The sequence below is a fragment of the Desulfovibrio faecalis genome (genome assembly GCF_053570625.1).
This window is the reverse complement of record NZ_JBRBQR010000001.1, coordinates 3,225,875-3,240,265: the sequence shown is the minus strand read 5'-3', so window position 1 is coordinate 3,240,265 and position 14,391 is coordinate 3,225,875. Positions and strand designations below refer to the sequence as shown.

Sequence of the window (14,391 nt, the reverse complement as noted above, 5' to 3'; positions counted from 1 at the left end):
TTCACGGGCCTTTCTTATAAAACCGCAGGAAGGAGAGACGTTCCACACTATTGCGCGGTGTAGCCACCGTCTACAGTGTAACAACCGCCTGTAATGAACGATGCATCATCCGAAAGCAAAAAAGCCGCCAGTTTGCCCACCTCTTCCGGTTCAGCCATACGCTTCATGGGGTGAGATTCCGCCATCATCTGACGAATGCTTTCCGGCAACTCCTTCATTTTGGGTGTATCAACATAGCCTGGGGCCAAAGCATTTACACGTACACCTTTTTCTGCAAATTCCAGCGCAACAGACAACGTCAGCCCCACAACGCCATGTTTTGCGCAAGTGTACGGGGCAATCCCAGGAATCCCCACCATACCGTTGACGGCGGATAGATTGACCACCGCGCCGCCACCGTTCCTGAGCATGGCTGGAATGGCATACTTCATGCCGTAAAAAACGCCGCTCAGATCCGTCTGAATAACCTCCTGCCAATCCGCCACGTCATAATCACATATGGAGACGCCATGCGGCCCAGTTATGCCCGCATTGTTCACAAGATAGTCAATTCTTCCAGATTGTTCCATGACCGAACCAATCAAGTTTTTGACGGAAACGTGGTCTTTGACATCTGCAACCATAGGAAGAACGCGCTGGCCAGACGGATCCATGTTCCGAGCCGTGGCCTCAATAGCTGCACTGTCTCTGGCAGTTATGACCACTGTAAGCCCACGGTTATAAAGCTCTTGAGCGATGGCTTCGCCAACACCGGTGGAAGCGCCTGTAACTATGGCGATACTGCCGCTGAATTTCATTGCTTATGCCTTTCCCTTACCGGACGAAGCTACGATTTTACGGCAAAGAGCCGCAAAAATTTCGCGTTCCTGTTCCGACAAGGCGGTTTCGATGGTGTCCAACAGTTCTCTTCTAAATTTTTCCGCTCTATTAAGAAAATCCCTTCCGTCGGAAGTGATTAAAATGTCGTAACTGCGCCTGTCGGTTCCGCTTTTCTTTTGCACAATATAATTTTTATCCAAAAGCCTTTTGGTTAGCTTGGACGTACCAGATTGCGAAATTCCACGCAGGGCAGCCAGCTCTGTGGTGGTTTTGCTGCCGTTCTCCACAAGGGCATCAAGGATTTCGTATTGCGCGGTGGTGATGCCTTCAACATTAAGACGGTTAAGAGTGTTAATTACCAAACATTGAAAAGGGATATACGATTTTTCCAGCATGTCGTTTTCCATACATACCTCACTTACAGAACCGAGGAAATATATTCCTTGGTTGATATATGACTATGTCATATATTAGTCAAGAACACTCCGCGCCCTTGGTGTGGCCCTGGATTGGGGCTGGCCAAGGGAGTTAGCGTTCTTAAAATGCGTGGAATATTGCTGTGCTGAAAAGAGAATCAGCCCCTGTCCAGCACACGGAGCGACACGGCTTCGGCCAGATGCCGCGTGGCGATGCTGGCGGCATCATCCAGATCGGCAATGGTGCGGGCCATGCGCAGCACTCTGGCGCATGCCCGCGCGGAAAGGGAAAGACGGTTGACCGCAGCCTCCATCAAGGCATGCCCTTCGGCATCCAGCGCGCAATGCTGATCAAGCAACGCGCCGGAAAGTTCCGCATTGCAGCGCGGCCCGTTGGTGCCGTAGCGCGCCCTCTGGGTTGCCCGGGCCTTGAGCACCCGTTCGCGCATCTGGGCTGATGAAGCACCGCTGCCGGAACCGCGAAAATCCGCATAGGCCACGGCCGGGACTTCCACATGCACGTCAATACGGTCCAGCATTGGGCCGGAAAGGCGCGACTGATAGCGCACCCGTTGTTCCTCGCGGCAAGTGCACTGGTGCGTGGGGTCGCCGTAATAGCCGCAGGGGCAGGGATTCATGGCTGCCACCAGCATGCAGGCCGCAGGAAAGCTCACACTGTGCGCGGCGCGCGCAATGGCCGCCACGCCACCTTCCAGAGGCTGGCGCAAGGCTTCAAGGGCTGTCTTGCGAAATTCGGGCAGTTCGTCCAGAAACAACACCCCTCGGTGGGCAAGACTCACCTCGCCGGGGCGCGGATAGCCCCCGCCGCCCACCAGGGCCACGTCGGATATGGTATGGTGCGGTGCGCGAAAGGGGCGCACACGCATGAGCCCCGCCTCGGGCGGCAGCTTGCCTGAAACGCTGTAAATCTTGGTGACTTCCAGGGATTCTTCAAAGTCCAGCGGCGGCAGAATGGTGGGCAGGCGCTGGGCCAACATAGTTTTACCGCTGCCGGGCGGGCCGATGAGCAACACGTTATGGCCGCCAGCCGCAGCCACTTCCAGCGCGCGCTTGGCGGCCTCCTGCCCTTTGACCTCGGCATAATCCTGCCTGTAGGCCGGCGCCTCAAGCATATCGGCCACGGGTTCGCACAGCGGCTCCAGCAGTTCAGCGCCAGCCAGAAAGGATGCGCAGCGGCCAAGGCCCTCGGGCGCAAACACCTTGAGCCCACGCACCACCGCAGCTTCCGCGCCGTTGCCTGGGGGCACCACCAAGCCTGCGGCCCCCTGCTGGCGCGCCAGAAGAGCCAGAGGCAACACGCCGCTCACTGGCCGCAGCGCGCCATTGAGCGAAAGTTCGCCCGCAAGATACATACCCTGTAATGGTTCCGCAGGGATAATGCCCGCAGCGGCCAGCAGCCCAACGGCCAGCGGCAGGTCATAACTAGCCCCGCTCTTGCGCCGCCATGCAGGGGCAAGGTTTACTGTAATCCGCGCCGGGGGCAGCTTGAAGCCGCAGGCCCGCAAGGCTGCAAAGACCCTGTCCTTGGCCTCGCGCACCGCTGTTTCCGCCAGCCCCACCATGGTGAAGCCGGGCAGGCCCTGCCGCACGAAGTCCACTTCCAGTTCCACGGGGTAGGCATCCACACCCTCAACCCCGCCGCTGTTCAAACGGACAACCATGCGTTCTCCTTGACCCTGCAAATGATAAGCGGCGCGGATGGTTGCATCTATCCGCGCCGCAAAAGTCTTGCCGTCAGGCGCACCGGGCAACCCCTGCCCGCACCCGCAAGCAGAATGTACCGCCAGATGCTATTGCACGGCCTTGCCGATGCGGTCCCAGCGGATATCGCCCAAACCGCCCCAAGACCAATAGATGCGCCAGGCTTTGGCACGTATGGCGCTGCGGTCCACAAGGCCCCAGAAGCGCGAATCCATAGAGTTGTCGCGGTTGTCGCCCATAACAAAATACTTGCCTTCAGGCACGGTAATCGGACCGAAATTGTCGCGCACCGGCTGGATGCGGTCAGGCTCGGTAAAACGGATGTAGGATTCCTTTACCGGCTCGCCGTTGCGGAACAGCTGCTTGTTGCGCACCTCAATGGTGTCGCCGGGCGTCCCGATGATGCGCTTGATGTAGTCCACGCTGGGATCATTGGGGTATTCAAAAATGATGATGTCGCCCTTGACCGGATCGCTCCCCTTGTAAATATAGGAGTGGGTAAAGGGAATCTTGATGCCGTAGGAAAACTTGCTTGCCAGCAGGTGATCGCCCACAAGCAGGGTTTTGACCATGGATTCCGAAGGAATCTTGAATGCCTGCACCACGAAGGTGCGGATGACCAGAGCCAAAATAAGCGCGACGAACAGAGCTTCGCCGTATTCCCGCCACAGGGGTTTGGGGGGGCGCTGTGATTGCAGAAGCATTGCCATGTGCGAATATTCCTCATGTGCCCTTAGGGCTGGTGAGCGTTACATTTTCGGTCGCAAAGTATGCCCTGATGCGAAAGTAAAGGCAAGGAGCAGTGCTTCTTCTCCCTGCGGTTCAGCAAAAAAACAGGCCCCAGTCCGGCATCAGCCGGAACAGGAGCCTGTTCAGCAATCACACTGCGTTGCCGCTACCTGGCCTGGAGCAGGCTACCTTGCAAGGTTCGGCTGCTCCGTAAAAGACTCTAGTGGAGGCGCAGGGCAAAGTTGACCACAAAGCACAGGGCAATGACCACCATCACCACGTTAAGATCCTTGAAACGCCCAGAAAGTACCTTGATGCCGACCCAGCTCACAAAGCCAAAGCCAAAACCCGTGGCGATGTTGAAGGTAAGCGGCATGCTGATGATGGTCAAAAAGGCGGGCAAGGCAACGGTAAAGTCCTTGAACTTGATGCGCCCCACTTCCTGCATCATCATGGCGCCCACGATGATCAGCACCGGGGCCGTGGCATAGGCCGGAGCCATGCCAATCACAGGCGCAAAAAACAGGGTGAGGAAAAAGAGCACCGCAATGGTCACAGCGGTCAGCCCGGTACGCCCGCCCTCGACCACGCCCGCCGCGCTTTCAAGATAGCTGGTAGATGTGGTCGCGCCCATGACGGCGCTGGCCATAGTGGCGATTGAGTCGGAAATCAGAGCCTTGTCCAGATTTTCAATGTGCCCGTCTTCACGAATGAACCCGGCTTTCTGCGAAAGACCGATGAGCACGCCCATGTTGTCGAACAGATCAACCATGGTCAGTGTGAAAATGATGGAGATCAGGCCGTGGTGCAGCGCGCCCTTGAGGTCCATCGCCATGAAGGTCTCAGTGGGCAGGAGCAGGGATGTGTTGATGATGCTGCCCTGCGGCATATGCGGGCCGTTCAGCACCATGTCCGCCGCCGCAATGGCCACGATGCCGATGATCATGGCTCCCGGCACGCGCAGTGCAAGCAGCGCGCTGATGAGGAAGATGCCCACCACCGAAAGCAGGGTCTTGGGGTCGCCCAGGTTGCCGAGGGTCACAAAGGTGGCAGGGCTGGCCACCACGAGGCCGCAGCTCTTCATGCCGATAAAGGCGATGAACGCGCCAATACCCACCACGATGGCGTACTTGAGATCCATGGGAACGGCGTTGATGATAAGCTGGCGCACCTTGGTGACGGTGAGCAGCAGAAAGACCACGCCAGAAATGAACACAGCGCCAAGGCCGGTCTGCCATGTATAGCCCGCAGGGCCGCAAACGTAGTAGGCAAAAAAGGCCGTGATGCCGAGGCCGGGCGCTACGCCCACGGGAAACTTGGCCCACAGGCCCATGAGCAGCGTTGCGATGACGGTAATCCAGATGGTAGCCGCCACGGCGGAATCCTTGGGCATACCGGCGTCAGCAAGCATGCTGGGAACCACAAAAATGAGGTAGCACATGGCCATAAAGCTGGTAAGGCCAGCCCGTAACTCGCGCCGAACCGTGCTGCCTCTGGCCGCAGGATTAAACATTTTTTCCAGTATGCCCATGACATCCTCCTCTTGTTGCCGCACCGCGCGCCCAAGATATCGAGTTGTTTTGCGCCGGGGCAGCAGCCCCCATGCCGTTAATCGCTTCGGTTTGCCCTTTGCAGCGCTGCCGCTTGCGGCCATCGCGCCGGGCCTCGCCCCGAGCCTGTGCCCAGATTGAACCTGAACCACAGCCAGGGCGGCCTACCCCTCTACCGCCAAATTCTGTTCATCTTATAGAAAGTACGGCGAAATCCGTATCTTTCGCCGCCTGTTCGCACTTTTGCCCGCCAGCCGTGCAGCGGGACAAATACTCTACCCTAGAAAGGCCCGTATACCGGTAAAAATCACCTGCGCCGCAATGGCTGCCAGCAAAAGTCCCGTCAGCTTGGACAGTACGGCAATGCCCGTGCGGTGCAGGGCGCGCACCACGCCATCGGCCATGCGCAACAACACAAACATGCCAAAGGCAGCGGCCAGCAGCGAAAACACGCCCACCAGCACCTGATGCATCTCTGTGGCGGACGCGCCCATGACCATTACCGCACCGATGGAGGCAGGCCCCATGCCAAGCGGTATGGCCAGCGGCACAACGCTGATGTCGCCCTCCTTGCCGGAAAGCGCATCCTTGCCGTCATCGTTCATGAGGGAAACTGCCGTAAGAAAAAGCAACACGCCTGCGCCGATACGAAAGGCGTCAAGGGTGAAGCCGAAAAGCGAAAACAGGTGTGGGCCAAACAGGAACAGCGTTACGCCGATAAGAAAGATGGCCGCAGATGTTTTGGCGGCCACCATGGATTTCTGTTTTTTATCAAAGCCCTTGGTGCCGCTGATAAAGGCGCTCAGCACGGCAGGGGGCGTCATGAGCGCATAAATTTTGATGCTCGTGCCCACAACTTCAGTAAAAAATTCCATGTTACTCCCCTTCCTGCGCCGGAAGCCTGGCGTTGGAGCAATTTGCCTGTCCTGCACGAATTGTTGCAAAAATCCGCACATGAAATGTTTGCAAGGCAATATGTCTTGTCCGCTGCCCCAATCGTTGCCCTGCAGGAAGGTACTCCTGAAGGCAGATTGGAAGCCTTGCTGGCAGGCAAACATTTCAAAATGCAAACACACCAAGGAACATGCGTCGCGAAAGGCCCAAATTTATGAAGGCGGGAGTATGTCATGCAAGGGGCCTCATGTCCATACCATCAGCCCGCCTGAACCTGAAATTTCCTGCGCTGGCGCGCCCTGCGCGGCCTGATGCCTGCACTGTTTCTGCCCCCTCTGCCAGCAGGCCTGCGGCATTGATCACTGTTTCAAAAGCAAACAATAGACCCTGCCGTTCCTGCACACCTCTGGGCGCGTAAGAACGACAGGGCTTGTCAATTTGTGGCAGGGGCACAAGCCGCGTTAATGCCCCACGCTGACGCCTGTCACCACCTGCCCCTTGGGTTGCACATTAAGACCGCAGCCTCCAAGGTTCAGCAAGGCGGCGCACAAGGCCACGCTTAGCAAGAGCAGCGCCATGCGGCGCAACAGCTTGCGACCTTTAGTCACGAGGCTTTTCCTGAGTAATACGTGCGCCAGCCTGCACATCCTGAGTAATCCACACATTACCGCCAATCACGGCCCCCTTGCCCACTGTCACGCGACCAAGAATCGTGGCTCCGGCGTAAACAGTGACGTTGTCGCACAGTATGGGGTGCCGGGGATTGCCCTTGGTGAGGGTTCCGTCCGCATTCTTGGGAAAGGAGAGCGCGCCCAGGGTCACGCCCTGATACAGGCGGCAGTTACGCCCGATGATGCAGGTTTCACCAATAACCACGCCTGTGCCGTGGTCGATGAAAAATTCCTCGCCGATGGCGGCACCGGGGTGGATGTCGATACCCGTCGTGCCGTGGGCCATTTCAGAAATGATGCGCGGAATGACCGGCACCTTGAGCTTATAGAGTTCGTGCGCAATGCGGTGGTGAAACATGGCCCGCAGCGAAGGATAGCAAAAAATGGTCTCACCGGGGCTGGTGGCCGCAGGGTCTCCCTCATAGGCGGCCTTGGCGTCGCCAGCGAGGAGGCGGCGTATTTCCGGCAGGCTGTCCATAAAAGCCAGCGCGGCCTGCTGGCCCTCTGTTTCGCACGAAGTGCAGGGGATGCCCAGTCCCTCGCAACTGAAGCAGAAGCCGCGCACGATCTGCTCACCCAGCAGGCGGTGGATGCTGTCCAGATTGGCTGCAAGGTGATAGCGCATGGATTCGCGCCGCACAGTGGCCGCGCCAAAATAGCCGGGAAAGATAGCCGCGCGCAGCCGCTCAAGTATTTCGGAAAGCACCGGCAAAGACGGCATGGGCGCGCCCTGCCCCGAGCGGTGCCACACGGTGCTGAGCGAATCTTCTCGGCAGAGGCGTTCAACAACGCTGTCTATGAGGGGCATGCCGATCGTGGTGATGTCCTGCTTTTTGTTCATGGCAAAATCCTGCGGAAATATTCGGTTGCTCTTGAAACCTCAGGCGGCACAGGCCGACTGCGGGCACCCGGTAATTCTTATTAGTCTACATGGAGTTGCCCGCTGCCGCAATGGGCAGCCAGCTCCGCTCCAGAGAATACACAATAAATCAAGCCATTCGTTAAAACTTTTAACGCAAACTGGCGTGCCTTATTTCAAACCACCCAACATCCCTTCACAAAAACGCTGTATGCAGAAGAAATATTCCACACGCTGCGCGGCCTAAAAAACACACTGGCCCGTTGTTATTCAGTAAGCACGCTCCGGGCATAAGCAAGACCGCAGCCACAGCTTAATCCACAAAACTGTTTCCAGATTTTTTCCGCCAGTCTTGCCTGCCCGCACCCAGCAAGTTGGCAGATGACAACCGTGCCGCCGCCATGCCCGCAGACTGGTGGCTGACCGCCGCACGCAAACAAAGCCATACGCAACACCTCGAAACATCATCAACTTCGCTTTCCTCCGTGTTAATTTTTACAACCAGTACGTAAGCAATATAAACAGACAATGGAGATTTTGCGCGGCAGAATTTCATAAAACATGTCTAACTATTTAAAAAATAAAATTATATCCCTTGTGGCATGATTGCTGCTTATTTCATGGGCAATTCGTAACAAGCGCCTGAATCTCCCGGTAAGTGACGGCTCAAGTTACGTCAAAACAGACAAGTTACGCGCGGAGTGTCCGCGATTTTATTGAATATGTTGTTTCCGTCTTGCTGGACGCACATACCATCGGCAGGCGTTTGGAAGGCTCAAAATTTTGCACACCGCGCCAATGCGGTTAGCGAGGAGAAAAAATGCTGACAAAAGAGGATATTCGCACACATATTGCTGCATTTATTGGCGAAAAAAACATGCTCACCAAGCAGGAAGACCTCGTTTGTTACACCTACAACGCCGGCGGGGCGGCTCCCTCGGCCTTTCTGCCCATTCTGGTTGCACTGCCCGTCACCGCCGAAGAAGTCTCCAAGATTGTCGGCTTCTGCAATGAGCATAAAATCAGTGTAGTTACGCGCTCGCAGGGAAGTGGCCTCAGCGTCAATGCCATTACTGAAAGCGACTATTCCATCATCATTTCGCTGCAACGCATGAACTCCATCATCGTGGAGCCGGAAACCCTGATGGCTGTCGTTGGCCCCGGCGCAATCACCGCCGACATCAAAAAAGCGGCTGCCGCGCACAGCCTCATGTACCCGCCGGATCCCGCCAGTTTCACGTTTTCTTCCATCGGCGGCAACGTGGCGACCGATGCGGGCGGCTTGCAGTGCGTCAAGTACGGCACCACCAAGAGCTATGTCACGGGCATGCAGGTCGTGCTGGCTTCGGGCGAAATTATCCGCGCGGGCGGCAAGTGCATCAAGGACGTGACTGGCTACAACCTCACCCAGCTGTTCACGGGTTCCGAGGGCACGCTTGGCGTCATTACAGAAATCACCCTCAAGCTCATTCCCCTGCCGCAGGCAAAGCGCGCCATGCGCGTTGCCTTCAACAACATTGAAAACGCCGCCAAGGCTGTTTCTGCAATCATGACCAGCGGCGTTGTGCCCTCCATCATGGAATTTCAGGAACAGACACTGATCCGCGCGGTTGAAGACTACACCCATGCGGGCCTGCCCGTGGATGCGGGCGCAATGCTGCTCATCGAAGTAGACGGTGATGTTTCGACCCTCAAGCCGCAGGTGGAAGTGATCCGTCGGGTGTGCGAGCAGCTGGGCATGGTCGATTTTCACGTGGCAGAAACCGCAGAAGAAGCCGAGCAGCTCTGGGTTGCGCGGCGTTCCGGCCTGCCCGCCCTTGCCCGCGTGGCAAAGGGACGTTTGGGCGGCGACCCGGCGGTGCCCATCAACAAGCTTGCCCAGGCCGTGCACATGCTTTTTGAAGTGGGCAAAAAACACGGCATCAAGGTGAGCTGTCAGGGGCATGCGGGCGACGGCAACATTCATCCGCACTTCTTCTTCAACTCGGATGAAGAAAAGAAAACAGCCGCCAAGGCCCGTTCCGAGTTCCATTACGAAATCATCAAGATGGGCGGGACAGTTTCTGCGGAACACGGCGTGGGCCGCGAAAAAGCGCCCTACATCACCAAGCAGCTGGGCGAAGCTCAGGTCGGGGCCATGCGGGCCATCAAAAAGGCTCTTGATCCCAACAATATCCTGAATCCTGGCTGCATCTTCGGAGGCCAGGCATGAGCAAGTCCCTGGACGAATTGAAAGCAGCCGCCCTCAAATGCACCCGTTGCGGGCAATGCCTCACTATCTGCCCGGTTTACGGCAAAACATACGAAGAATCCAATTCTTCACGCGGCAAGCTTTTTCTGCTGCGTTCTCTGGCGGACGGCACGGTAAAGCCCACCAAGGAGCTGATGGAACTGGCCGCCCGCTGCACCCTGTGCATGCGCTGCAAGGCCATCTGCCCTTCTGGCGTCAACACTACCGACCTGATCATGGCCTTGCGCCGCAAGATGGCGGAAGAAGGCCAGCTGCCAGCCGCAAAGAGCATAGCATTCAAAGCTGTCACCAAGGGTCGGCTGTTTGATATGGCCCTGAGCCACGCCAAACCTTTTCAGTCCATACTCTTCAAAAATACTGAAAATGGCGCGGGCAAGGTTTCACGCATTCCCATCCCCGCCGCAGGGCTGAACCTGCGCCGCGTTGTTCCGGCCCTGGCCGACAAACCGCTGCGTAAGGTCATGCCTGCCGTCAGCAGTCCCAAGGGATCCGCCCGTGCAAGGGTGGCCTTTTTCCCGGGCTGCATGCTCAACTATGTCTATGTCAATGCAGGCAAGGCCCTCATAGACGTGCTGGTTGCCAACGGCGTGGAAGTGCATTTGCTGGACAACCTCCAGTGCTGCGGCACACCGCTGTTTTCATCCGGCGATTTTGACGGCGCGGCCCTGCTGGCTGAAAACAACGCACGCATCCTTTCGCGAGGCAGCTTTGACGCCGTCATCACCGGCTGCGCCACCTGCGGCTCGGCCCTGAGCAAGGAATACGGCGAGGTGCTGCAAAACAGCGATGCACTTTCGGCCTGGGAAGGATTCAAGGACAAGGTCTTCGACTTTTCCGACTTCCTCACCAAGCTTGGCCCTGCGCCCTATGTGCAGAACGTTCCCCTCAAGGCTACCTATCACGATGCCTGCCACCTTGTGCGCGGCATGGGCGTCTCCAAGCAGCCCCGCAGCCTCATCCGCGCCATACCCGGCCTGCGCTTTGTGGAGATGAGCCGCCCCGATGTCTGCTGCGGTTGCGCGGGCACGTTCAGCGCTACCCACTATGACCTGTCCCAGCAGATCCTTGCGGATAAAACCAGCGACATCCTGTCCACAGGGGCGGATGTTGTCGCCACTGGCTGTTCTGCCTGCAAAATGCAGCTTATCGACGGTTTGAGCCACCGAGGCGCAAACATTCGCGTACTGCACACTGCCGAACTGCTTGCCAAGGCATATGGCCTGTAACAGGGCCATGCCGCGTCCCCTACGCGGCATCCCTTGCGGGCATGTTTGCTGTTTCGATCGAGCCATCTGCACAGCGAGCATGCCCGCAGGGGAAACAAGATACAAATCAACCGCAAAGTATTTATAACTACCTGTTATTTAATTTTTTTGCGGGAATACCGGATCATCCCGATACTTCGCAGCAGTCCTCAACGTTAACTTTCGCAACACAGCCGAAAACATAGTTAACCAAACAGTCCAGCCTTTAAAAAAAAGAGAAGCAATTTCAGCGAACTGCAAAACCATCATGATTGGCATAATATTTGCTGATTACAAACTGTAACTCAAGAATAATGGCAGAAAAATACTCTCCATAATGCTTGTATTTTTCATATGGAAAAAAATTTCAGCCATACAACTGCAATCAATGCCGTTACTTTTGGCAAATGAATTTGTTTTGCACAAATTAGTACAAACAAAATTGAGCAATGGCAGAATAATTACTGGTGGCACCACAACGGAAACGAGGTTTAGAAAGGCAATGAAAAAACAAAGCAAGCTCATCCAGGGTAACGCCGCCATAGCCCAAGGCGCGTTCTACGCAGGAGCGCGGTTTTATGCCGGGTATCCCATCACCCCTTCGTCCGAAATTGCTGAAATCGCCTCGCGCGAGCTCCCCAAGCTTGGGGGGATTTTCATGCAGATGGAAGACGAACTGGCGAGCATGGGCGCCATTGTGGGCGCATCACTGGCAGGCGTGAAGTCGTTCACCGCCACCAGCGGCCCCGGTTTTTCGCTTATGCAGGAAAACCTCGGCATGGCGACCATGGGCGAAGTGCCCGTGGTGGTAGTGAACGTGCAACGCTCCGGCCCATCCACAGGTCTTGCCACCAAACCGGCCCAGTCCGACATCATGCAGCTGCGCTGGGGACGGCATGGAGACCAGGAAATTATCGCGCTGACCCCGGCCTCGGTGCAGGAATGCTTTGACCTGACGGTCAAGGCCTTCAACCTGTCCGAAAAATATCGCGTGCCGGTCATCATGGCCCCGGAAGAAGTCTGCGGCCACATGCGCGAAAACGTTGTTATTCCTGACCAGGGTGAAGTGGAGGTTGTTGACCGTAGCCAGCCCACCTGCGCACCCGCAGACTACAAGCCCTTCTGCTTTGACGAAGGCGCGGTTGCGCCCCTGGCCAGATATGGCAGCGACTATGTTTTCCATGTCACCAGCTCCATGCACGGTGAAAACGGCTTTAGCTGCAATACGCCTGAAAATGCAGGACGCAGGGTCGCCCAGCTGCACACCAAGATTGCCAAGGGCCGTGATGAAATCGTCATGACGCGCTACTTCGGTAAAGAAGACTGCGACACCCTGATCATTACTTCCGGCGTGGTCACCCGCGCAGCCCGCAGCGTGGCGCAAGAGGCCAATGCCAGCGGCGGCAAGGTTGGCGTTCTCCAGCTGCAGACCCTGTGGCCCTTTGCCGATGTGGAAGTGCGGGAAGCCGCACGCAAGGCCAAGCGTATTATTGTTGCTGAAATGAACTATTCCGGTCAGCTGGCTGGAGAAGTGAAAAAGTATGTGCCGGATCCTTCGCTGGTTGTTGGGGTTAACAGCTACAACGGCAGCATCATGACCCCGGCCCAGATCGCAGCCGCCTTGAAGTAAAGGAGAAATACAATGGCACAGGCTATTTCACGCTCGCTTCTTAACAAAGAGGCACTGCCGCTCATGTGGTGTGCGGGCTGCGGCAACGGCATTGTCCTGAACGCGCTCTTGTGCGCCATGGACGAGCTGAATCTCAAAAAGGAAGACGTTCTTGTCGTCACCGGCATTGGCTGCTGGGGCAAGGCCGATGATTATATTTCCGCCAATGCCCTGCATACCACGCACGGGCGCGCCCTCACCTTCGCCACCGGCGCCAAGGCGGCCAACCCCAACCTCCACGTCATCGTTCTTATGGGCGACGGCGATGGCACCACCATTGGCGGCAACCACCTTATCCATACGGCCCGTCGCAATATGGACCTCACGGCCATCATTGTGAACAACCTGAACTACGGCATGACCGGCGGCCAGTATTCGGCGACCACGCCCAACGGGGCCATCACCAGCACGTCTGTTGGCGGCAACCCCGAGCGCGGCTTTGACGTGTGCGATCTGGTGCGCGCGGCAGGGGCCAACTTTGTCGCCCGCGAATCCGTCACCAGCGGCATGCGCCTCAAGAACCGCATTGTTGCCGGCATCCAGAAAAAAGGCTTTTCGCTTATCGAAGCCATGAGCCCCTGCTCCACCCTGTTCGGCCCCCGCAACAAGATGAAGCAGCCTGTGGATATGCTGCGCAATCTCAAGGAAAAGGCCGTTTCTCAGGCCAAGTTTGATTCCATCGAGAATGCCGCAGATCTTGGCTACTTTGTCACCGGCGTCATTGCCGACAAGGACGTTCACGATTTCAACACTCGCTACGAGGCCGAGCGCGCGGTGATCACGGCCGCCAAGGGAGGAAAGTAGCATGGCCCAGTATGAATTTATCATGGCTGGCACCGGCGGGCAGGGCCTTGTGTTTTGCGCGTCCTTCCTTGCCGAAGCCGCTATTCTGGGTGGCCGCAACGTGGTGCAGTCCCAGTCGTACGGCATCTCGCAGCGCGGCGGCTTTATCAGTGCCGAAGTGCTGATGGACGATGCGGAAATCCTTTTCCAGCAGGTCGTCAAACCCAACCTGATCATTGCGCTGAACGAGGTTGTGGGCACCCGCTACGACAATGCCGTAGCCCCTGTTGTGTACGACACCTCGCTCATGAAACCCCGCCAGCTGAGCAACTGGATCGGCATACCCATGACCGAGATCGCCCACGAACTGGGCGCGCCCAAATCGGCCAACCTTGCCGGTCTTGGGGCGGCCATGGCGCTTACCGGGGCACTGCCTCTGGAAACGTTGCTGAGCATCGCCGAGCGCAAGGGCAAACCCGAAGTGGCCAAGATTAACATGGAAGTTATCAGGCGGGGCGCTGCAGCTGCCGAAGCCGCCCGGGGGGGGAACTGATGAGCGAGGAAAAGAAAACTTTTGAAGTTTGCGTGGACGCCGTGCTCTGCAAGGGTTGCGGCTACTGCAAGGAACTCTGCCCCAAGTCTGTTTACGACTTCGGCACGGAATACAATGCGGCTGGCTACCTCTTTATGACTCCGGTCAATGCGCAGGCCTGCATAGGCTGCCGCACATGCATGATGGTCTGCCCCGACTTTGCCATTGAAGTTCTGGAAAAATAACAGGCCG

General features: G+C 57.0%; 14 protein-coding genes. 6 read left to right on the top strand and 8 right to left on the bottom strand.

The window, feature by feature from the left end; genetic code table 11:
- Positions 1-47 precede the first annotated feature (47 nt).
- The 8 genes from ACUZ79_RS14260 to epsC form a co-directional block, all read right to left on the bottom strand.
- Positions 48-797 (bottom strand): SDR family NAD(P)-dependent oxidoreductase, encoded by a 750-nt coding sequence (locus ACUZ79_RS14260; RefSeq protein ID WP_449251986.1) that lies wholly within the window; start codon positions 795-797, stop codon positions 48-50.
- A gap of 3 nt (positions 798-800) precedes the next feature.
- Positions 801-1,226, bottom strand: coding sequence for a MarR family winged helix-turn-helix transcriptional regulator (locus tag ACUZ79_RS14255; RefSeq protein ID WP_449251985.1), 426 nt, complete (start codon positions 1,224-1,226; stop codon positions 801-803).
- Positions 1,227-1,393: 167 nt separating this feature from the next.
- Complete coding sequence (locus ACUZ79_RS14250; RefSeq protein ID WP_449251984.1) at positions 1,394-2,917, bottom strand: YifB family Mg chelatase-like AAA ATPase; 1,524 nt, start codon at positions 2,915-2,917, stop codon at positions 1,394-1,396.
- 129 nt (positions 2,918-3,046) lie between these two features.
- Positions 3,047-3,667, bottom strand: coding sequence for a signal peptidase I (gene lepB / locus ACUZ79_RS14245; RefSeq protein WP_240825378.1), 621 nt, complete (start codon positions 3,665-3,667; stop codon positions 3,047-3,049).
- 239 nt (positions 3,668-3,906) lie between these two features.
- Positions 3,907-5,217, bottom strand: coding sequence for an NCS2 family permease (locus ACUZ79_RS14240; protein WP_240825207.1), 1,311 nt, complete (start codon positions 5,215-5,217; stop codon positions 3,907-3,909).
- 294 nt (positions 5,218-5,511) lie between these two features.
- Positions 5,512-6,111 carry a MarC family protein gene (locus ACUZ79_RS14235; RefSeq protein WP_240825209.1) on the bottom strand — a complete coding sequence of 200 codons (600 nt, stop codon included), beginning with the start codon at positions 6,109-6,111 and terminating at the stop codon, positions 5,512-5,514.
- A 480-nt stretch (positions 6,112-6,591) separates the two neighbouring features.
- A complete protein-coding gene (locus ACUZ79_RS14230; protein WP_449251983.1) occupies positions 6,592-6,738 on the bottom strand; it encodes a hypothetical protein in 147 nt (48 codons plus the stop codon).
- On the bottom strand, positions 6,731-7,642 hold the full coding sequence (epsC, locus tag ACUZ79_RS14225) for a serine O-acetyltransferase EpsC (RefSeq protein ID WP_291445279.1): 912 nt from the start codon (positions 7,640-7,642) through the stop codon (positions 6,731-6,733). Before epsC ends, ACUZ79_RS14230 begins: the two co-directional genes overlap by 8 nt.
- A gap of 838 nt (positions 7,643-8,480) precedes the next feature.
- On the opposite strand from epsC, the gene ACUZ79_RS14220 reads away from it, so the two are divergent.
- From ACUZ79_RS14220 to ACUZ79_RS14195, 6 genes are all read left to right on the top strand, one after another.
- Complete coding sequence (locus tag ACUZ79_RS14220; RefSeq protein ID WP_240825212.1) at positions 8,481-9,872, top strand: FAD-binding oxidoreductase; 1,392 nt, start codon at positions 8,481-8,483, stop codon at positions 9,870-9,872.
- On the top strand, positions 9,869-11,137 hold the full coding sequence (locus ACUZ79_RS14215; RefSeq protein WP_240825213.1) for a (Fe-S)-binding protein: 1,269 nt from the start codon (positions 9,869-9,871) through the stop codon (positions 11,135-11,137). Before ACUZ79_RS14220 ends, ACUZ79_RS14215 begins: the two co-directional genes overlap by 4 nt.
- Positions 11,138-11,657: 520 nt before the next feature.
- Positions 11,658-12,785: a 2-oxoacid:acceptor oxidoreductase subunit alpha gene (locus tag ACUZ79_RS14210; RefSeq protein WP_449251982.1), complete on the top strand. Its 1,128-nt coding sequence runs from the start codon at positions 11,658-11,660 to the stop codon at positions 12,783-12,785.
- 12 nt (positions 12,786-12,797) lie between these two features.
- Positions 12,798-13,628, top strand: coding sequence for a thiamine pyrophosphate-dependent enzyme (locus ACUZ79_RS14205; RefSeq protein ID WP_022659691.1), 831 nt, complete (start codon positions 12,798-12,800; stop codon positions 13,626-13,628).
- Position 13,629: 1 nt separating this feature from the next.
- The gene (locus tag ACUZ79_RS14200) at positions 13,630-14,160 is read left to right on the top strand and encodes a 2-oxoacid:acceptor oxidoreductase family protein (RefSeq protein WP_240825215.1); all 531 of its coding nucleotides are present in this window, start codon (positions 13,630-13,632) and stop codon (positions 14,158-14,160) included.
- Positions 14,160-14,384, top strand: a complete 225-nt coding sequence (locus ACUZ79_RS14195; RefSeq protein ID WP_022659689.1) for a 4Fe-4S dicluster domain-containing protein — start codon at positions 14,160-14,162, stop codon at positions 14,382-14,384. The genes ACUZ79_RS14200 and ACUZ79_RS14195 overlap by 1 nt, the downstream gene beginning before the upstream one ends.
- Positions 14,385-14,391 lie beyond the last annotated feature (7 nt).